The sequence below is a fragment of the Mycobacterium sp. M26 genome (assembly GCF_001494595.1).
GTDB lineage: Bacteria > Actinomycetota > Actinomycetes > Mycobacteriales > Mycobacteriaceae > Mycobacterium.
Map to the genome: position 1 here is coordinate 3,289,579 of NZ_LN929908.1, position 18,051 is coordinate 3,307,629.

Consider the following 18,051-nt stretch of genomic DNA (forward strand, 5'->3'; position numbering starts at 1 on the left):
TCGTCACGTGGCAGGGTGAGGGTGTGGGGCATCCGATCATGTTCGACAACGACGATCCGGCGCTGGCTCGGGTCCGCGCCATCGCGCTGGGCTTTCCCGAGGCCATCGAGAAGATCTCGCACGGCCGGCCGACGTTCTGCGCGCCGAAGATGTTCGCCGTCTACGGCGGCAGCCGCAAGAACCCGAGCGGGCCGATGCACCGCTATCCGCACGCCCTGCTGGTCAAGGTCGACGACAGCGAACGCACCGCGCTGCAGCAGGATCCCCGGTTCTTCTTCCCCGCCTATCTGGGCCCGTTCGGCTGGCTGGGCTTGGACTTCGAGGCCGCCGAGGTGGACTGGGACGAGGTCGGCGAGTTGATCGACGCCTCGTTCCGGCTGCAGGCACCGCCGCGGTTGGTCCGGTTGCTCGACGGCTAGGTGTTCGGCGGGCAGCGGAACACCGGCCCCGGCGGCAGGGTGCCCTGCTTGAGGAAGGCCATCAAGGCATCCTCCGCGCAGGTGTTCTGACTGCTGGCGATATGCCCTTCGGCCGGTGCCACCACGAGCGTCGACGCCTTGATCTGGTTGTGCAGGGACTGCGCCCACGACAGCGGGGTCGCGGGGTCGCCGGTGGTGTTGAGGATCAGCACCGGCCCCGCACCGGACGCCCGGACCGGACCGGGCTCGCGCACCGACGGTGCCGGCCACATCTCGCAGGGCTCCAGTGACCAGGCCCGGTTGCCGCCGCTGATCGGGGTTTCCATCGCCCACACCGGGGCCAGCCGTTTGGGCTTCTCCGGATCGCGCCGGTCAGCGAAATCGATGCACACCACCGACAGGTATTCAGAGTCGGCCGGGTTGACCATCAGGTCCGGCGAGTAGGCGGCATCGAGCACCGGCGCCCACTGCCCGTCGACCGCGTGGCGCAGCGTCTCACGCAGGCTGGGCCACCCGGAATCCGGGAAGTACTGCGAGGATTCGACCAGCGCCAGCATCCGGGCACCTGACAGCACGCGACCGTCAGGACCGGCGTAGGGCTGACGGTCCAGGGCGCCGATCAGGTCGGAGATCTGTTGCAGCGCAGCGCCACTGGGCCCGGTGAGTGGGCAGTCCGGCCGGGTCAGGCAGTCGTCGACGAACGCGGCGACGCTGCGCTGCATCCCCTGGGCCTGGCCGTGGCGGACCTCCTGGTAGTTCAGCATCGGGTCCATCACCGAGTCCAGCACGATCCGGTCGGTCTTGCCCGGGAACATATCGGCGTAGAGGGCGCCAAGGAACGTTCCGTACGAATAGCCGAGATAGCTGATCTGGTCGAAGCCCATCGCCTTGCGGATCTCGTCCATGTCGCGGGCGACGTTGGCGGTGCCGACGTGGGCCAGGGCGTCGCCGAACTGGCGCTGGCAGGCGTCGCGGATACCGGCGGCCAGCTCGGTGGCGCGGTCGATCTGCGCGGTAGTGGTCGGCACGCTGGGCTGGTTGAAGATCGCCTGGCGCTGCGCATCATCCAGGCACGTGATCGCGGGCTTGGACCCGCCGACACCGCGCGGGTCGAAGGACACCACGGTGTAGGTATCGGCGAACTTCTCGAAGTACTCCCGGTTGGTCCGCAGATCGGTGAAGCCGCTGATGCCGGGGCCGCCGGGGTTGGTCACCAGCAGCCGGGGTTTGTCGGCCTTGGACGGAACCCGGATCACCGGGATGGTGAAGGCCGGACCGTCCGGGAGTGCATAGTCGAAAGGCACTGTGAGGGTCGAACATTCGACGCCCGGATAGGCGCCGTTGGAGTCCGGCATGGACTCGGTCATCACGCAGGGACCCCACGGGGCGAGCTTCACCGCTGATGTCGCCTCGGGGGCGTCGGCCGGAGCCGAACACCCCGAGCCGACCAGCACAGCCAGGACCGCGGCCCCGGTCCACCACTTCACCCCCGCGGAAGCAGACACGCCTTATCTTCTAACACGTTCGGCGGGCTGCGGTACGGAAGTCGATCAGATGGCTTCCGGGTCGTCGGCGACGGCATCGGCGGCGCGTTGCGCCAGTTCGACCGCGATACGCGCCCACCCGGCGCTGGCACCGGCCAGCCCGCAGGACGGGCTGATGCCGACCCGGTCGCGAACCACCGCACGGGGGAAGCCGATTCGGTCGGTGATCGCCACGGCACCGGCGGCCACTTCCTCCGCGGACGGACGGTGCTGCGGCGCACTGGAGGGCAACAGCCCGAGCACCGCGGTGCGCCCGGAGTCCAGGAACTCCCCCAGGCCGTCCAGGCCGGCATCGCCCAGTACCGAGGTGTCGACGGCCACGGCATGGATCGAGCTGCGCTGCAACACCTTCCAAGGAATATCAGTGGCGCAGGTGTGGACCATCACCTCGGCACCAGCGGCGGCCACACACACGTCGAGCAGCTCGACGGCAATCGCCTCGTCCACCGGATGCACCGGATTAAGCGTGCTCACCCCGGCCAATCGGCCGGCCAGGGCCGCGGGCAGGGTGGGTTCGTCGTACTGCACGACCACCGTCGTGCCCAGCCGCCTGGCCAGTTCGGCGCGGTGCACGGCCACCCCTTCGGCCAGCGATGCCACCAGATCACGGACGGCACCGGGGTCGGTGATCGCGCGATGCCCGTTGGACAGCTCCAGTCCCGCCGCCAGGGTGATCGGTCCGGGCGCCTGCACCTTGACGGTGCGGCCGGCCACCGCGCCACCGGCCTTCTCCCAGGCCTCCTCGAGGGCGTCGATGTCCTCGTCGAGCAGGCTGGCGGCCCGGCGCATCACCGCACCGGGCCGGGCGGTGATCCGGTAGCCGCGCGGCACCGTGTCGAGGGCGATGTCGACCAGCAGAGCACCGGCGCGCCCGATCAGATCGGCGCCCACTCCGCGGGCCGGGAGCTCGACGAGATGGGGCAGCCGGTGCAGCTCGCCGACCACGATCTGGGCGGCTTCCCGCGGCGCCGAACCGGGCCAGGAGCCGATACCGGTGGCCGCCGCGAAAACACTCACCCGGCAACCGTATTGGACACCCCACGCGGAGGCACCCACGGGGGCCTACGGTGGAGGCCATGAGGCTGCGGGCCGGACTGTGCTGCGCCGTGCTGGCGGTGGCGGTCACCGGCTGCACCCAGTGGACCGCCGGGGCACCGCTGCGGGCACTGACCGAGCCGCCCTATCAGCCGCCAGGCGTGGTCGACGTCGACGCGGTGCTGCTCAGCCAGGCCCAGATGCAGTCGATCACCGGCGGCGGCACCGACCTGACGATCATCCCGAGCATGGACGGCAAGGTCCCCGTCGACATCGAGGATCTGGCCTCCTCGGTGCCCGCCGAGTGCCGGTTCATCTTCGCCGAGACGGCCGTGTTCGGCACCGACGTCGACGACTTCCACAAGACCAGCTTTCAGAATCCGCCCCGGGCGGCGCTGATCTCGCAGGGCGCTGCCGCCTACGGCGATCCCGCGCGCGCCCGGCGGGTGTTCGACGCACTCGCCGAGACGGCCTCCCGTTGCGCCGACAGCTCGTACGGGGCACTGCTGGTCGGTGCGGTCACCGGCGACGCACAGACGCTGAGCATCCGGCCCGGCAACTGCGGGCGGGACTACCGGTTGAAGGGCACGGTGCTGGTGGAGGTGACGTTCTGCGCGTTCCCCGAATCGGTGCCGCAGATCGTGCTGGCCAATATCCTCAGCCGGATTCCGGGCGGTTGACGATCGTGGCGCTGCCGATGACCTCGTCACCGGCCGGGTCCGGCCGGTAGAGCACCAGGGTCTGGCCGGCGGCCACCCCGCGCAGCGGCGAGCGCAGTGTCACCTGCACCTGCTCGCCGACCAGCTCGGCGACCGCGGGCACGATGCCGCCGTGCGCGCGCACCTGCACCTCGCACTCGACCGGGCCCTGCGGGGCAGCACCGGAGGTGAAGACCGGTTGCTTGCCGGTCAGGGCCCAGGTCTGCAGATCGCCGGCCGCGCCCACTCGCACGGTCTGGGTCTCGGCATCGATCTCGGTGACGTAGCGCGGTGTGCCCTCGGGGCCGGGTCCGGCGATGCCGAGGCCCTTGCGCTGGCCGATGGTGAAACCGTGCACGCCGTCATGCTCGGCGAGCACCGTGCCGCTGGCGTCGACCACCGCGCCCCGGCGCACCCCGATGCGGGCGCCGAGGAACGCCCGGGTGTCACCCGAGGGGATGAAGCAGATGTCGTGGCTGTCGGGCTTGCTGGCCACCGGCAGGCCGCGCTGGGCGGCTTCCTCGCGGATCTGCGGCTTGGGGGTGTCGCCGATCGGGAAAAGGGCGTGCCGCAACTGGGTGGCGGTCAGCACGGCCAGCACGTAGGACTGGTCCTTGTCGGCGTCGACGGCGCGACGCAGCCGGCCGTCGGCCAGCCGCGCGTAGTGGCCGGTGGCCACCGCATCGAAGCCCAGTGCCAGCGCCCTGGCCGCCAGCGCGGAGAACTTGATCTTCTCGTTGCACCGCACGCACGGGTTGGGGGTCTCACCGCGGGCGTAGGAGTCGACGAAGTCGTCGATCACGTCCTGCTTGAACTGGTCGGCGAAATCCCAGACATAGAACGGTATTCCGAGGACGTCGGCCACCCGGCGGGCATCACCGGCGTCCTCGCGCGAGCAGCAGCCGCGCGAGCCGGTGCGCAGCGCGCCCGGGGCACTGGACAATGCCAGATGCACACCGACCACATCGTGGCCGGCGTCGACCATCCGGGCGGCGGCCACCGACGAATCCACACCGCCGCTCATCGCGGCCAGCACCCTCATCGCAGACCACTCAACGTCGAACTGGCCAGCGCGGCCTGCCGGGCGCGCTCGACGGCGGCGGGCAGCACGCGCAGCGCGGCGTCCACGTCGGCTTCGGTGCTGGTGTGCCCCAACGACAACCGCAGCGAGCCGCGGGAGACGTCGGCGTCGGCACCCATCGCCAGCAGCACATGTGAGGGCTGGGCGACACCGGCGGTGCAGGCCGAACCGGTGGAGCATTCGATTCCGTTGGCGTCCAACAACATCAGCAGCGAGTCACCTTCGCAGCCGCGGAACGTGAAGTGGGTGTTGCCGGGCAACCGGCGCTCACCGAGCGCACCGTTGACCTGGGTGTCGTCGATAGTGTCGAGCACGCCGGTGATCAGGCGCTGCTGCAGTGCGCGCAGTCGTGCCGCGGTGGCGTCCAGGGATTCGACGGCAATGCGGGCCGCGGCGGCCATCGCGACCACACCGGCGACATCCGGTGTGCCCGAACGCACGTCGCGCTCCTGGCCACCGCCGTGCAGGAGCGGCACGCAGGCGGCGTCGCGGCGCAGGAACAGCGCTCCGACTCCGGTGGGTCCGCCGAACTTATGGGCGGTGATGCTCATGGCCGATAGCGCGGTGTCGCCGAAGCGGACCGGCAGCTGGCCGACGGCCTGCACGGCGTCGCTGTGCATGGGGACGTCGAATTCGGCCGATACCGCCGCCAGTTCGCTGATCGGCATGATGGTGCCGACCTCGTTGTTGGCCCACATGATCGTGACCAGGGCCACGTCGTCGTGTTCGGTGAGCGCCTCACGCAGCGCGGCCGGTGTGACCGAACCGTCGGGTTCGGTGGGCAGGTAGGTGACCTCAGCGCCCTCATGCTCGGCCAGCCAGATGACGGCATCGAGCACCGCATGGTGTTCGACCGCGGTGGTGACGATGCGCCTGCGCTTGGGGTCGGCGTCGCGGCGGGCCCAGTAGATGCCCTTGACCGCCAGGTTGTCACTCTCGGTGCCGCCGGCGGTGACGATGATCTCCGACGGGCGGGCGCCGAGCAGGGCGGCCAGGGTCTCCCGGGACTCCTCCATCCTGCGGCGCGCATCCCGTCCGGAGGTGTGCAGCGAGGACGCGTTGCCCACCGTGGCCAGCGCAGCCGTCATCGCCTCGATGGCAGCGGGGTGCATCGGGGTGGTGGCGGCGTGGTCGAGGTAGACCGGCGCGGTCGGGCTCATGGCCTGTCCAGGATACCGGCAGGCCAGCGCCCACCCGTCCCCGCCGAACCTGGGGGCTAACCGGCCAGCGCGTGGGTGTGCTCGTAGCCGGTCACGATGCGGCCCCGCACGGCCACCTCACAGCGCGCCGCCAGTTCCCGCCGATCGGTGCCGGGCAGCTCCAGCGAGGCCACCTCCACGTCGACCACGGTGAGCTTGGTCCGCGCGGTGCGGCTCAGCGTCTGCCACAGCGTGTCGTCACCGATGAACGCGGGCAGCGTCGAGGGCTGACCGTCGCGGTGGTGGTAGGTCAGCCGCAACGGCTGGACCGGGCGACCCGAGTCGACGGCGGCCTGGAACATGGCCGGACGGAACGGCCCGTACGCCAGCCCGCACCAGGTGGTGCCCTCGGGGAAGGCGACGACGGTCTGACCGCGCCGCAGCCGTTCAGCCACCATCGCCACCACGTGCGGGAGGCGACGCAAGCTGGAGCGGTCGATCGGGATGATCTTCATGATGCGCGCGGCCAGGCCGACGGCGGGCCAGTCGATCAGGTCTGCCCGGGCCACGAACGCGCCGGGCAGCACCGAGCCGATGACGAAGATGTCCACCCAGGATACGTGGCCGCTGACCACCAGCACCCCGCTCAGGTTTCGAATGGGGCCGCCGGACATCGTGATTCGCACGCCGAGCCCGCGCAGGAACAGCCGGCAGTACAGCCGCTGCACCCGTGAGCGGCCCGGCAGTGGCACCGCCAGCAGAGGCAGTGCGGGCAGCATGAGCACCGCGACGGTGACGCGCCGGATCAGCCGCAGCGTGGCCAGGACGGGATCGCCCGGCGTTCCGCTGCCGGCCCGCACGCAGCTGTCATCGCAGCTGGCCCTGGGCAGCCAGGCGTGCTCGACGGCGCTCATCAGGCCATCCCCATCTCGGTGGCCGCCGAGACCGACCGCAGCCGGGTCAGGTAGCGGGTGTCGGCCTGACGTTTGTCCAGCAGGGCCGGGAAGTCGCCGACACCGAAGTCGGGGTCGTGTGCGGGTTCGCCGCACACCTTGGCCCCCAGCCGCAGGTAGCCCCGCATGAGGGGTGGGATGGTGGGCCGCGCGGGCGGGTCGATGTCGTCGAGGTGGCGGCCGTCGATGACCACCGGCCGGTAGGGCCGGACGGTCAGTTCCGGGGCGGCGGCGTGGCGGCGCAGCACGAAGTCACGCACCCCGCGCAGATGGCTGCCCGGGACGCCATCACCATGGGTGGGCACCGAGACGCAGCCGGTCACATAGTCGTAGCCGCTGCGGTCGAGGTAGGCCAGGATGCCACCCCACATCAACAGCACCACCGCGCCGTTGCGGTGATCGGCGCGCACCACCGCACGCCCCATCTCCACCAGCGAGGGCCGCAGCACATCGAGGGCTGTGACATCGAATTCGGTTGCGGTGTAGAGACTTCCGGCGGCGATGGCACCGGGCGGGGGCAGCATGCGGTAGCAGCCGACGATCTCGCCGCTGGTGTCCTCACGGACCAGCAGGTGATCGCAGAACTCGTCGAAGTGGTCGGCATCGAGACCGGACGGGTGTTCGTCACCGCCGGCCGGCAGGGTGAACCCGGGCTCGGTGCTGAACACCTGGTAGCGCAGCCGTTGGGCGTCCTCGACCAGCGCGGGCGCGGTGGTCAGCAGCAGCGTGTAGCGGGGGCCGCTCAGAGCGGCGGATTCGGCATGGTCGGGGGCTATGAGTACAGAGGCAGTGCTCATGCCTGCACGGTCGCCGCTGCGTTCAGCGGGATACCAACGACTGCGTGACGTGTTCGTGCACTCTGGATGACGAATAGAAGCAGAAAGCCCCGGACACCGAGATGTCCGGGGCTTTCTGGTGAAGCCTTGCTCAGCCCTTGCGAGCCTTGACGGCCTCGGTCAGCTGCGGGGTGACGTTGAACAGGTCACCCACGATGCCGTAGTCGGCGATCTCGAAGATCGGCGCCTCTTCGTCCTTGTTGACGGCGACGATCGTCTTGGACGTCTGCATCCCGGCGCGGTGCTGGATCGCCCCGGAGATGCCCAGCGCGATGTACAGCTGCGGCGAGACGGTCTTGCCGGTCTGGCCCACCTGGAACTGGCCCGGGTAGTAGCCGGAATCGACGGCCGCGCGGGAGGCGCCCACGGCACCGCCCAGCGAGTCGGCGAGCTCCTCGACGACGGTGAACTTGTCGGCGCTGCCGACGCCACGGCCACCGGAGACCACGACGCTGGCCTCGGTGAGCTCGGGGCGGTCGCCGGCGACGGCGGGCTGGCGCGAGGTGATCTTGGTGGCGTTCTCGGCCGGGGCCGGGACCTCCACGCTGACCTGCTCGCCGGCACCGGCGGCAGGTGCGGCCTCGACGGCACCCGGACGCACGGTGATGACCGGCACCTCGGCGGTGACCTGGGCCTCGACGGTGAACGCGCCACCGAAGATCGAGTGGATGGCCTTGCCACCCTCCTTGACCTCGACGACGTCGGACAGCACGCCCGAACCGATCCGGGCAGCCAGCCGGCCCGCGATCTCCTTGCCGTCAGCGTTGGCAGCCAGCAGCACGGCGGCCGGCGAGGCCGACTCCACCAGCGACTCCAGCACGTCGACGAACGGGGTGATCAGGTAGTTCTCCGCGTCGGCCGACTCGGCGACGTAGATCTTGGCCGCACCGGCGGCCTTCAGGTCGTCGACCAGCGGGGCGGCGGTGCCGGGGGCACCGACCACGACGGCGGACGGCTCGCCCAGAGCGCGGGCGGCGGTGATGAGCTCGGCGGTGACTTTCTTCACCGCACCTTCGGAGTGCTCGACGAGCACCAGTACTTCAGCCATAGCGGTTGTTCGCCTCTTGTTCTCGTTAGGTGGTCTGTTCTAGATGATCTTCTGGGCCACGAGGTACTCGGCGATCTTCTTGCCGCCCTCGCCCTCGTCGGTGATCTTCTCGCCCGCGGTCTTCGGCGGCTTCGGGGTCGAGGACAGCACCGAGGAGCCGGCATTGGCCAGACCAACCTCGTCAGCCTCGACGCCGATCTCGGCCAGCGTCAGGGTGGTCACTTCCTTCTTCTTGGCGGCCATGATGCCCTTGAAGGAGGGGAAACGGGGCTCGTTGATCTTCTCGTTGACGCTGATCACGGCGGGCAGCGACGCCTCGACGGTGAACACACCCTCGTCGGTCTCACGCTCGCCGGTGATCTTGCCGCCCTCGACGGAGACCTTGCGCAGGTGCGTCAGCTGGGGCAAGCCCAGGTACTCGGCGATGATCGCCGGGACCGCACCGCCGGTGCCGTCGGTGGCCTCGTTACCGGCGATGACCAGCTCGGTGCCCTCGATGGCGCCCAGCGCGCGGGCCAGGGCCCAGCCGGTCTGCACCATGTCCGAGCCGTGCAGGCCCGGATCGAGAAGGTGCACGGCCTTGTCGGCACCCATGGACAGCGCCTTGCGGATGGCCTCGGTGGCGCGCTCGGGACCGGCGGTCAGCACGGTCACGGTGCCGGCGGCGTCGCCTTCCTTCTCCTTGATGAGCAGCGCTTCTTCAACCGCGCGCTCGTTGATTTCGTCCAGCACGGCGTCGGCGGCGTCACGGTCAAGGGTGTAGTCACCGTCGGACAGCTTGCGCTCGGACCAGGTGTCTGGGACCTGTTTGATCAGGACCACGATGTTCGTCATGAGTCTTCCTACGTCCTCCTGGCAGGCGTCCTGCGGCCGAGAAGGACGCAAGACATTGGGTCACTTTCGCAACTCACACCATGTTACTCGCCGGTAACTTTGAGTGGTTCGCACGAACACCATAGCTGAGCGAAGTTTGTGTTCTTGCAGCCCATCGGTACCCGAGCGGTTCGCGATCCGCCGAGTTCGGGTTAGCCTGCCTTGCAATGAGCGCATCTGTGACGGACGCAGGCGACGGCGGTTTGCCGTTGACCGGCGAGCGGACCATCCCGGGTCTGGCGGAAGAGAACTACTGGTTCCGCCGGCACGAGGTGGTCTATCGGCGTCTGAGTAGCCTTTGTGCAGGTAGAGACGTCCTCGAGGCCGGTTGCGGTGAGGGCTACGGCGCCGATCTGATCGCCGATGTGGCCCGCCGGGTGGTGGCGGTGGACTATGACGCCGCCGCGGTGGCCCATGTTCGCGCCCGCTACCCCCGGGTGGAGGTCGTGGCGGCCAATCTGGCCTCGCTCCCGCTGCCGGATACTTCGGTTGACGTTGTGGTGAACTTCCAGGTCATCGAGCATTTGTGGGATCAGCCACAGTTCGTGACGGAATGCTTACGAGTACTGCGCCCGGGTGGGCTGCTGCTGATGTCGACCCCGAACCGCATCACCTTCTCCCCCGGCCTGGATACCCCGGTCAACCCGTTCCACACCCGCGAACTCAACGCCGCTGAGCTGGCCGAACTGCTCACCGACGGCGGTTTCCGGATGCAGTCGATGAGTGGCGTCTTTCACGGCCCACGACTGGTCGAGATGGACGCCCGCCACGGCGGGTCGATCATCGGCGCCCAGATCGACCGGGCGGTGGCCGACGCCCCCTGGCCCGCGGACCTGCTGGCTGACGTGGCCGCGGTGCAGTGCGAGGACTTCGACCTGCTCGACGCTGGACCACTCCCCGGGTCGCTTCGCTCCTGCCCGCCGGGATACCGAGACATCGACGACAGCCTGGACTTGGTGGCAATCGCGGTGCGCCCGTGACTTCGCCGATTCCCCGGTCGCTGCGCTCCTGCCCGCCGAGCTCCCCGCCCGAGCCCGTTCCCGGGCAGTTCACCCTCGTCCTGCACACCCATCTGCCGTGGTTGGCCCATCACGGGCGCTGGCCGGTCGGTGAGGAGTGGCTCTACCAGTCGTGGTCGGCGGCTTACCTGCCGCTGATGCGGGTGCTGCGCACACTGGCCGCCGAGGATCGCCGCGGTCTGATCACTCTGGGCATGACGCCGGTGGTCACCGCCCAACTCGACGATCCGTACTGCCTCGACGGGATGCACCGGTGGCTGGCCAACTGGCAGCTGCGGGCCCTGGAAGCAGCCAACCTGCACACCCCGACCGGTGCCGCCGACGGGACGGCCACCACGCCGGAAGCGTTGCGCGAGTTCGGTATTCGCGAGTACGAGGAAGCCGGCCGCGCGCTGGAGGACTTCACCACGCTGTGGCGTCACGGCGCCAGCCCATTGCTGCGTCAGCTCATCGACGCCGGCACGGTCGAGCTGCTCGGCGGGCCGCTGGCCCACCCGTTCCAGCCGCTGCTCAACCCCCGGCTGCGCGAATTCGCGCTACGCGAGGGGCTGGCTGACGCCCGGCAGCGGTTCGCCCACACCCCGGCGGGCATCTGGGCCCCCGAATGCGCCTACGCCCCCGGCATGGAACACGACTACGCCGCCGCCGGCGTCGGTCACTTCATGGTCGACGGACCCTCACTGCACGGCGACACCGCCCTCGGCCGGCCCGTCGGGCAGTCCGACGTGGTGGCCTTCGGCCGCGACCTGCAGGTCAGCTACCGGGTGTGGTCGCCGAAATCGGGCTATCCGGGCCACGCCGCCTACCGCGACTTCCACACCTACGACCACATCACCGGCCTCAAGCCCGCGCGGGTCACCGGGCGCAATGTCACCTCCGAAGACAAGGCCCCCTACGACCCGGTGCGGGCCGACCGGGCGATCGACACCCACGTCGCCGATTTCGTCTCGGTCGTCCGGCAGCGGCTCATCTCCGAGTCCGAGCGCATCGGGCGCCCCGCGCACGTCGTCGCGGCGTTCGACACCGAACTGTTCGGGCACTGGTGGTACGAGGGTCCGATCTGGCTGGAGCGGCTGTTGCGCGCGCTGCCCGAGGCCGGCGTGCGGGTCGGCACGCTCAGCGACGCCCTGGCCCATGGCTTTGTCGGCACACCCGTCGAGTTACCGCCCAGCTCTTGGGGTTCCGGTAAGGACTGGCAGGTGTGGGCCGGTGAGAAGGTGGCCGACCTGGTGGCGCTCAACGCCGAGGTGGTCGACACCGCGCTGACGACGGTCGACAAGGCGCTGGCCCAGACCGACACCGCGCCGACCCGTGACTTCGTCGCCGATCAGATCCTGCGCGAGACGCTGCTGACGGTGTCCAGCGACTGGCCGTTCATGGTCAGCAAGGATTCGGCCGCCGACTATGCGCGCTACCGCGCGCACCTGCATGCCCACGCCACCCGGGAGATCGCCGACGCACTGGCCTCGGGCCGCCGTGACGCTGCCGAACGACTGGCCCAGGGCTGGAACCGCGCCGACGGTCTGTTCGGTGCGCTCGACGCTAGGCGGCTGCCCCGATGACCCACCTCCGCGAGCGTGCGTGTCGGTACGCCGACACGCCGATAGGCCGGTCAGTTGGTGCACGCTCGCGCCAGGGAGACCCCCGATGAAGGTCCTGATGGTGTCGTGGGAGTACCCGCCGGTGGTGATCGGCGGCCTCGGGCGTCACGTTCATCACCTGGCTACCGCCCTGGCCGCCGACGGGCATGAGGTGGTGGTGCTCTCGCGCCGGCCCACCGGCACCGACCCCTACACCCACCCGACCACCGACGAGGTCCATGAGGGGGTGCGGGTGATCGCCGCCGCCCAGGACCCGCACGAGTTCGACTTCGGTCGCGATCTGATGGCCTGGACGCTGGCGATGGGGCACTCGATGGTGCGTGCCGGACTGACCCTGCACGCCAAGGGTTGGCAGCCCGACGTGGTGCATGCCCATGACTGGCTGGTGGCCCACCCGGCCATCGCGCTGGCCGAATTCTTCGATGTGCCAATGGTGTCCACGGTGCACGCCACCGAGGCGGGCCGTCACTCGGGCTGGGTGTCGGGCAAGATCAGCCGTCAGGTGCACGCCATCGAGTCGTGGTTCGTCCGCGAGTCGGACTCGCTGATCGCTTGCTCGGCCTCGATGTCCGACGAGATCTCCGAGCTGTTCGGCCCCGGCCTGGCTGAGATCAGTGTCATCTGCAATGGAATCGATTCCAGCCGTTGGCCGTTCGCCCACCGGCGCCGTCACGACGGTCCGGCTGAACTGTTGTTCTTTGGCCGACTGGAGTACGAGAAGGGTGTGCACGAGGCCATTGCCGCGCTGCCGCGGATCCGCCGCACCCATCCGGGTACCACGCTCACGGTGGCCGGTGACGGCACGCAGCAGGAGTGGCTGATCGAGGTGGCCCGAAAGCACAAGGTGCTCAAGGCTGTTCAGTTCGTCGGCCGCGTCGACCACGATGAACTGTTACATCTGCTGCACCGCGCGGATGTCGCGGTGCTGCCCAGCCACTACGAGCCGTTCGGCATCGTCGCACTCGAGGCGGCCGCGGCGGGCATCCCGCTGGTGACCTCGACTGCCGGCGGGTTGGGCGAGGCCGGGGTCAACGGCCGTTCGGCATCGTCGCACTCGAGGCGGCCGCGGCGGGCATCCCGCTGGTGACCTCGACTGCCGGCGGGTTGGGCGAGGCCGTGATCAGCGGCCAGACCGGGGTGTCCTGCCCGCCGCGTGACGTCGCCGCGCTGGCTGCCGCCGTCCGCAGCGTGCTCGACGATCCGCAGGCCGCCCAGCAGCGGGCCGTGGCCGCCCGGGAGCGGCTCACCTCGGATTTCGACTGGCACACCGTCGCCGCCGAGACCGCTCAGGTGTATCTGGCGGCCAAGCGCCGCGAGCGTATCCCCCAGCCGCGCCGGCCGATCGTCGAGCACGCGCTGCCGGGCCGATCCGACTGAAGGCAGGGACATGGTGTCTGAGAACTACGCCAAGGGCCGTCGCATCCGGAGCCAGGTCCTCGGCGAGGAGTACGTGGCCAAGGCCTTGGCCGATGCCGACGAGTTCAGCGCTCCGCTGCAGGATCTGGTCACCGAGTACTGCTGGGGCGCGGTCTGGGGCCGCGAGGAGTTGGCGCTCAAGACCCGCAGCATGCTGAACCTGGCGATGATCGCGGTACTCAACCGCCCCCACGAACTACGCACCCACATCCGCGGCGCGCTGAACAACGGCGTCACCCGCGAGGAGATCCGCGAGGTGTTTCTTCAGGTCGCCGTCTACGCCGGGATGCCTGCGGCGGTGGACAGCTTCCGCATCGCTCGCGAGGTGTTCGCCCAGCTCGACGACGCCTAGGCGATCGCCAGCAGCAGGGCCGCAGCGGCGGCCGCCTCGACCAGACAGTAGAACCAGTTGGGGTAGAACGACGTTCGGTCACCGCACAGGGCCGAGACCACCCGCCCGAAGGCCATCCCGGCGAGCGCCACCGCGACGGTGAGCACGATGCCGGCGCGGATCTCCGGATGCGTAAACGCGTAGCCGAGGACGCCGGCGATCGCGACGCCGAAGCCGCCGTAGACCGCACGCACCTCGGCGCGCGCGACCGGACGGTCCAGGACCACCCCGAAGGGCTTGATGAGGCTCGCCGGTGCGGCCAGCCCGTAGAGACCCATCCCGAGGAAGAAAACGCCGACGACGGCGATGACGACAGAGGCCATACCGGCAGTATGTGGGCGCCACCACGGCGGCGTCGACGACACGCACCCCACAGATCAGGCCATGGGAGCAACCGGCCCATCGCCGGCATTGGTGCGCTCAACTCCGCCAATCCGGTTGCGACCTGCGGTGACTCACCGCCCCAGCGCGATCGGATATACACGGTTGCAGGGGATGTGGTCCTGATCGCAAAGACCCCGACTAGAGGAGCAGCATGAAGATCGGCATCATCGGCGCCGGCAATCTGGGTACCGGAATCGGTAAGCGTCTTGCCCGCCATGGCCACGACATCGTCGTCAGCTTCGCCCGCAGCGACGACAAACTCACCGAAGCGGCCCGCATCATCGGAGGTGGCTGCCGCACCGGCAAACCACGTGAAGCCGCCACCCACGCGGACGTGGTCATCATCGCCACCCCCTGGCCGGTCACGCTCCCGACGCTTGCCGACATCGCCGACGTCCTCGTCGACAAGATCGTCTGGGACACCACCAACCCCCTCAAACCCGACATGACCGGACTCGAGATCGGCACCACCACCTCCGCCGGCGAACAGGTCGCCGCCGCGCTGCCCGGTGCGCGCGTCGTCAAGGCCATTGCACCGTTCGCCGAACTGCTGCACTCGGCCAACACGGCGGTCCAGGGCATGCCGCCCGGAGTGGTCGCCTGCGGTGACGATCCCGACGCGCGCAGCACGGTCCTGGGTCTTGTCGGCGACCTCGACGCCGCCGGCGTCGACGCCGGCCCACTGCAGCTTGCCCGCTACACCGAACCGCAGGGCATGCTGCTGGTCCAGCTCGCCTACCAACAGGGCTTCGGCGCCCGCATCGCGACCGCACTGCTGCACGAACCCAGCTGAGCCGAGACGTGCGGGCCGCGCAACCGGCTAGTGGCTGGCCTTCTTGCGCTCGATATCGGCCAGCGCGGCCGCCAGCTCGGCCCGCTGCGCCGCCGAGGTCTCCCAGGCCAGCTTGCGGTTCTTGACCACCTTGGCCGGTGAGCCGACCGCGATCGAGAAGTCCGGGACATCGCCCTTGACCACGGCGTGCGCACCGAGCACGCAGCCGCGGCCGATGGTGGTGCCCCGCAGGATCGTCACCTTAGTGGCGATCCAGGTGTCCGGACCGATGCGCACCGGGCTCTTGATGATGCCCTGGTCCTTGATGGGCATCTCGATGTTGTCCATCTTGTGGTCGAAGTCGCAGACGTAGCACCAGTCGGCCATCAACGCGGAATCGCCGAGCTCGATGTCGAGGTAGCAGTTGATGACGTTGTCGCGGCCCAGCACGACCTTGTCACCGAAGCGCAGCGAACCTTCGTGCGCCCGGATGGTGTTCTTGTCGCCGATGTGCACCCAGCGGCCGATTTCGAGCTGCGCGAGTTCCGGGGTGGCGTGGATCTCGACGTTCTTGCCGAGGAACACCATGCCCCGGGTGATGATGTGCGGGTTCTGCAGCTTGAACTTCAGCAGCCGCCAGTACCGAACCAGGTACCAGGGCGTATAGGCGCGGTTGGCGATCACCCACTTCAGCGACGCCATGGTGAGGAACTTCGCCTGGCGCGGGTCCTTGAGCCGCGAGCCTGCCCACCGCTTGTGGATCGGCGCGCCCCACATCGTCGTCATGGCCTGAGAGCCTAACGCCTACCCCGCACGCGTTACCCTCGCCTGTACTGTCCCAGTGGCGCGATGGCGTGATGAAAGGGTGGGTGGAGTGCTGCGGCGATTGCTCGCGTCGGCGTCGGCGGCACTGGTGGTGAGCACCATCGCCGGCTGCGGCACCACCGATTCCTGGGTGGACGCCACCTCAGCGCAGGGCTGGGCCGCCCAGTACGCCGATGCCGCCAATACCAGCTACACCCCCACCGCCGGCACCCCGGACCTGACCCTGAGGTGGAGCCGCTCGGTCAAGGGCGCCCTGGACGCGGGCGCCGCACTGGGGTCCGGCAGCTACCTCGCGGTCAACGGGCAAACCGCGGGCGGCTGCTCACTGATGGTCTGGGAGATCGACAAGAACGGCCGGCAGCGCTGGTGCACCCGGATGGTGCTCGGCGGCGGCTTCACCAGCCCGCTGTTCGACCAGTTCGACAACCTCTACATCGGACAGCCCGGAATGATGCTGTCCTACCCGCCCACACAGTGGGTCCGCTGGCGCCAGAACGTGATCGGAATGCCCACCACCGCACGCTTTCTCGGTGGCGGCCAGCTGCTGGTGGTGACCCACCTCGGTCAGGTCCTGGTATTCGACAGCCACCGCGGAACGGTCACCGGAACCCCGATGGATCTGGTCGAAGGCCTGGACCCCACCGACTCCACCCGCGGCCTCGACGACTGCCCGCAGGCGCTGCCACAGTGCCCGGTGTCGGCGCCGCCGGCGTTCTCGTCGGCCACCGACATGATCGTGCTCGACGTCTGGCAGCCCGGCGCCAAGGCGTCGACTCTGGTGGGCCTGCAGTACCACCCCGGCCAGACCCCGCTGATCACCAAGGAGTGGACCAGCGACGCGGTGACCGCCGGGGTGATCGCCGCGCCGGTGCTCTCCGCCGACGGCAAGACCGTGTACGTCACCGGCCGCGACCGCCAACTCTGGGCTCTGAACACCGCAGATGGCAAGGCGAAATGGTCTGCGCGCCTTGACTTCCAGCCGCAAACACCGCCGTCGATCGGCCCGGACGGGTTGATCGTGGCCGGCGGCGGCCCGGATACCCGACTCGTCGCGATCAAGGACGCCGGTGACCGCGCCGAGGTGCAGTGGCGCCGCGATGACGTCGCACCGCTGGCCACCTCGAGTCAGGCCGGACCCGAGGTCGCCTACACCGTGGTCGCGACCGCGAACGCGGGCCTGTCGCTGCTGGTGTTCGACCTCGCCGACGGCCGCACGCTCAAGGACTACCCGCTGCCCGAGGCCGACGGCTACCCGGTCGGTATCTCGGTCGGCCATGACCGCCGGGTGGTGGTGGCCACCAGCGCTGGCCAGGTGTACAGCTTCGACCCGTCCTGAGTCTCAGAGCACCAACGGCGACAACGCATTTCGCGGCACCGACGCCGAGGTGGCGCCGGCGTCGGACGGCAGTAGTTCACCCTGGCCGAAGAAGAAGATCACCGCGTCGTCGGTGATCGCGAAGTTCTGGTAGTGCGTCGGGTCCATGCCGTCGCCGGTGGAGATGACGCCCGTCAGCCCGGTCTGGCGTTCCAGTTCGCGCTGCACGATCGGGAAGATTACCGCCAGCGGTTTGACACCCGGGGCGAACAGGGTGTCGAACGTGACGGGCTTGCGCTGGCCGACGTTGTAGGTGAACGCCTTGTACCAGGTGGTCGGATGCGCACCGCCGACGTCCTGGAACAGCTTGAGGACCACGCTCTGGGTCTGCGCCGAGGCGAAGGTCTGTGCGGTGACGTCCATCTCGTAGGGCAGATTGCGGGAGCCGGGCTGGGCGACGTTGACGAAGCCGTCGCGGTTCTGCGCCAGGTAGTCCGTGACGGCCTGTTCGTCGGGGTAGTCGAGCGGGAACTGCACATCCATCGTGTAGGTGGGCGCGCTGGTGGTGATGTGGCAGATGTTGCCAGCCTCGACCGCACCGCCGAGTGCGGCGCAGTCAGTCTGAGCCTGTGACACGGCGATGGTGGGTGTGCCCAGCAGAGCACCGGCGGCCAGCAGTGCGGCCAGACTCGGTATGCGCAT

Annotated in this window: 18 protein-coding genes and 1 pseudogene; 8 read left to right on the top strand and 11 right to left on the bottom strand. The window is 69.4% G+C overall.

Features of this window, described 5'->3' with window-relative positions; genetic code table 11:
• Nucleotides 1-23: 23 nt before the first annotated feature.
• On the top strand, nucleotides 24-419 hold the full coding sequence (locus BN3385_RS25045; RefSeq protein WP_059022403.1) for an MmcQ/YjbR family DNA-binding protein: 396 nt from the start codon (nucleotides 24-26) through the stop codon (nucleotides 417-419).
• Here the strand turns inward: BN3385_RS25045 and BN3385_RS25050 are convergent.
• Together BN3385_RS25050 and BN3385_RS25055 are read right to left on the bottom strand one after the other, a co-directional pair.
• Nucleotides 416-1,924, bottom strand: a complete 1,509-nt coding sequence (locus BN3385_RS25050) for an alpha/beta hydrolase (protein ID WP_156432877.1) — start codon at nucleotides 1,922-1,924, stop codon at nucleotides 416-418. The two genes, BN3385_RS25045 and BN3385_RS25050, sit on opposite strands and share 4 nt — an antisense overlap.
• Before the next feature lie 45 nt (nucleotides 1,925-1,969).
• Nucleotides 1,970-2,980: a uroporphyrinogen decarboxylase/cobalamine-independent methonine synthase family protein gene (locus BN3385_RS25055; protein WP_059020973.1), complete on the bottom strand. Its 1,011-nt coding sequence runs from the start codon at nucleotides 2,978-2,980 to the stop codon at nucleotides 1,970-1,972.
• A 59-nt stretch (nucleotides 2,981-3,039) separates the two neighbouring features.
• On the opposite strand from BN3385_RS25055, the gene BN3385_RS25060 reads away from it, so the two are divergent.
• Nucleotides 3,040-3,678, top strand: a complete 639-nt coding sequence (locus tag BN3385_RS25060; RefSeq protein WP_059022404.1) for a sensor domain-containing protein — start codon at nucleotides 3,040-3,042, stop codon at nucleotides 3,676-3,678.
• Here the strand turns inward: BN3385_RS25060 and mnmA are convergent.
• The 6 genes from mnmA to BN3385_RS25090 all read right to left on the bottom strand — a co-directional run bounded on the left by mnmA (nucleotide 3,656) and on the right by BN3385_RS25090 (nucleotide 9,587).
• Nucleotides 3,656-4,738 (bottom strand): tRNA 2-thiouridine(34) synthase MnmA, encoded by a 1,083-nt coding sequence (gene mnmA / locus BN3385_RS25065; protein WP_059020976.1) that lies wholly within the window; start codon nucleotides 4,736-4,738, stop codon nucleotides 3,656-3,658. The two genes, BN3385_RS25060 and mnmA, sit on opposite strands and share 23 nt — an antisense overlap.
• Nucleotides 4,735-5,937 (bottom strand): cysteine desulfurase family protein, encoded by a 1,203-nt coding sequence (locus BN3385_RS25070; RefSeq protein ID WP_059020978.1) that lies wholly within the window; start codon nucleotides 5,935-5,937, stop codon nucleotides 4,735-4,737. Before BN3385_RS25070 ends, mnmA begins: the two co-directional genes overlap by 4 nt.
• A 56-nt stretch (nucleotides 5,938-5,993) precedes the next feature.
• On the bottom strand, nucleotides 5,994-6,830 hold the full coding sequence (locus BN3385_RS25075) for a lysophospholipid acyltransferase family protein (protein ID WP_059020980.1): 837 nt from the start codon (nucleotides 6,828-6,830) through the stop codon (nucleotides 5,994-5,996).
• Nucleotides 6,830-7,666 carry a GNAT family N-acetyltransferase gene (locus BN3385_RS25080; protein WP_059020982.1) on the bottom strand — a complete coding sequence of 279 codons (837 nt, stop codon included), beginning with the start codon at nucleotides 7,664-7,666 and terminating at the stop codon, nucleotides 6,830-6,832. Before BN3385_RS25080 ends, BN3385_RS25075 begins: the two co-directional genes overlap by 1 nt.
• Before the next feature lie 130 nt (nucleotides 7,667-7,796).
• A complete protein-coding gene (locus BN3385_RS25085) occupies nucleotides 7,797-8,753 on the bottom strand; it encodes an electron transfer flavoprotein subunit alpha/FixB family protein (RefSeq protein WP_059020984.1) in 957 nt (318 codons plus the stop codon).
• Between the two features lie 39 nt (nucleotides 8,754-8,792).
• Nucleotides 8,793-9,587: an electron transfer flavoprotein subunit beta/FixA family protein gene (locus BN3385_RS25090; protein ID WP_059020986.1), complete on the bottom strand. Its 795-nt coding sequence runs from the start codon at nucleotides 9,585-9,587 to the stop codon at nucleotides 8,793-8,795.
• A 206-nt stretch (nucleotides 9,588-9,793) separates the two neighbouring features.
• On the opposite strand from BN3385_RS25090, the gene BN3385_RS25095 reads away from it, so the two are divergent.
• The 4 genes and pseudogenes from BN3385_RS25095 to BN3385_RS25110 all read left to right on the top strand — a co-directional run bounded on the left by BN3385_RS25095 (nucleotide 9,794) and on the right by BN3385_RS25110 (nucleotide 14,014).
• On the top strand, nucleotides 9,794-10,606 hold the full coding sequence (locus BN3385_RS25095; protein WP_059020988.1) for a class I SAM-dependent methyltransferase: 813 nt from the start codon (nucleotides 9,794-9,796) through the stop codon (nucleotides 10,604-10,606).
• Between the two features lie 20 nt (nucleotides 10,607-10,626).
• Nucleotides 10,627-12,207, top strand: a complete 1,581-nt coding sequence (locus BN3385_RS25100; RefSeq protein ID WP_059022405.1) for a 1,4-alpha-glucan branching protein domain-containing protein — start codon at nucleotides 10,627-10,629, stop codon at nucleotides 12,205-12,207.
• Between the two features lie 85 nt (nucleotides 12,208-12,292).
• Nucleotides 12,293-13,623, top strand: a pseudogene (locus tag BN3385_RS25105) (glycosyltransferase family 4 protein).
• A 10-nt stretch (nucleotides 13,624-13,633) separates the two neighbouring features.
• Nucleotides 13,634-14,014, top strand: a complete 381-nt coding sequence (locus tag BN3385_RS25110) for a carboxymuconolactone decarboxylase family protein (RefSeq protein WP_059020991.1) — start codon at nucleotides 13,634-13,636, stop codon at nucleotides 14,012-14,014.
• Here BN3385_RS25110 and BN3385_RS25115 read toward each other — a convergent pair.
• Entirely contained in the window at nucleotides 14,011-14,376 is a 366-nt protein-coding gene (locus BN3385_RS25115) for a DUF4345 domain-containing protein (RefSeq protein WP_059020992.1), read from the bottom strand. The two genes, BN3385_RS25110 and BN3385_RS25115, sit on opposite strands and share 4 nt — an antisense overlap.
• 212 nt (nucleotides 14,377-14,588) lie before the next feature.
• On the opposite strand from BN3385_RS25115, the gene BN3385_RS25120 reads away from it, so the two are divergent.
• Nucleotides 14,589-15,230 carry an NADPH-dependent F420 reductase gene (locus tag BN3385_RS25120; RefSeq protein WP_059020994.1) on the top strand — a complete coding sequence of 214 codons (642 nt, stop codon included), beginning with the start codon at nucleotides 14,589-14,591 and terminating at the stop codon, nucleotides 15,228-15,230.
• Nucleotides 15,231-15,257: 27 nt separating this feature from the next.
• Here BN3385_RS25120 and BN3385_RS25125 read toward each other — a convergent pair whose 3' ends face one another.
• Nucleotides 15,258-15,995: an acyltransferase gene (locus tag BN3385_RS25125; protein ID WP_059020996.1), complete on the bottom strand. Its 738-nt coding sequence runs from the start codon at nucleotides 15,993-15,995 to the stop codon at nucleotides 15,258-15,260.
• Nucleotides 15,996-16,083: 88 nt separating this feature from the next.
• Here BN3385_RS25125 and BN3385_RS25130 point away from each other — a divergent pair, with 88 nt between their 5' ends.
• Nucleotides 16,084-17,370, top strand: coding sequence for an outer membrane protein assembly factor BamB family protein (locus BN3385_RS25130; RefSeq protein WP_059020998.1), 1,287 nt, complete (start codon nucleotides 16,084-16,086; stop codon nucleotides 17,368-17,370).
• A 3-nt stretch (nucleotides 17,371-17,373) separates the two neighbouring features.
• Here the strand turns inward: BN3385_RS25130 and BN3385_RS25135 are convergent, their stop codons facing one another.
• On the bottom strand, nucleotides 17,374-18,051 hold the full coding sequence (locus BN3385_RS25135) for an esterase (RefSeq protein ID WP_059020999.1): 678 nt from the start codon (nucleotides 18,049-18,051) through the stop codon (nucleotides 17,374-17,376).

What these genes read in the sequence shown, in the direction of transcription:
- BN3385_RS25120 (WP_059020994.1), top strand. Translation starts at nt 14,589, where the DNA reads ATGAAGATCGGCATCATCGGCGCCGGCAATCTGGGTACCGGAATCGGT.
- BN3385_RS25115 (WP_059020992.1), bottom strand. Translation starts at nt 14,376, where the DNA reads ATGGCCTCTGTCGTCATCGCCGTCGTCGGCGTTTTCTTCCTCGGGATG.
- BN3385_RS25110 (WP_059020991.1), top strand. Translation starts at nt 13,634, where the DNA reads ATGGTGTCTGAGAACTACGCCAAGGGCCGTCGCATCCGGAGCCAGGTC.
- BN3385_RS25070 (WP_059020978.1), bottom strand. Translation starts at nt 5,937, where the DNA reads ATGAGCCCGACCGCGCCGGTCTACCTCGACCACGCCGCCACCACCCCG.
- BN3385_RS25135 (WP_059020999.1), bottom strand. Translation starts at nt 18,051, where the DNA reads ATGCGCATACCGAGTCTGGCCGCACTGCTGGCCGCCGGTGCTCTGCTG.
- mnmA (WP_059020976.1), bottom strand. Translation starts at nt 4,738, where the DNA reads ATGAGGGTGCTGGCCGCGATGAGCGGCGGTGTGGATTCGTCGGTGGCC.
- BN3385_RS25075 (WP_059020980.1), bottom strand. Translation starts at nt 6,830, where the DNA reads ATGAGCGCCGTCGAGCACGCCTGGCTGCCCAGGGCCAGCTGCGATGAC.
- BN3385_RS25125 (WP_059020996.1), bottom strand. Translation starts at nt 15,995, where the DNA reads ATGACGACGATGTGGGGCGCGCCGATCCACAAGCGGTGGGCAGGCTCG.
- BN3385_RS25095 (WP_059020988.1), top strand. Translation starts at nt 9,794, where the DNA reads ATGAGCGCATCTGTGACGGACGCAGGCGACGGCGGTTTGCCGTTGACC.
- BN3385_RS25090 (WP_059020986.1), bottom strand. Translation starts at nt 9,587, where the DNA reads ATGACGAACATCGTGGTCCTGATCAAACAGGTCCCAGACACCTGGTCC.
- BN3385_RS25060 (WP_059022404.1), top strand. Translation starts at nt 3,040, where the DNA reads ATGAGGCTGCGGGCCGGACTGTGCTGCGCCGTGCTGGCGGTGGCGGTC.
- BN3385_RS25085 (WP_059020984.1), bottom strand. Translation starts at nt 8,753, where the DNA reads ATGGCTGAAGTACTGGTGCTCGTCGAGCACTCCGAAGGTGCGGTGAAG.
- BN3385_RS25080 (WP_059020982.1), bottom strand. Translation starts at nt 7,666, where the DNA reads ATGAGCACTGCCTCTGTACTCATAGCCCCCGACCATGCCGAATCCGCC.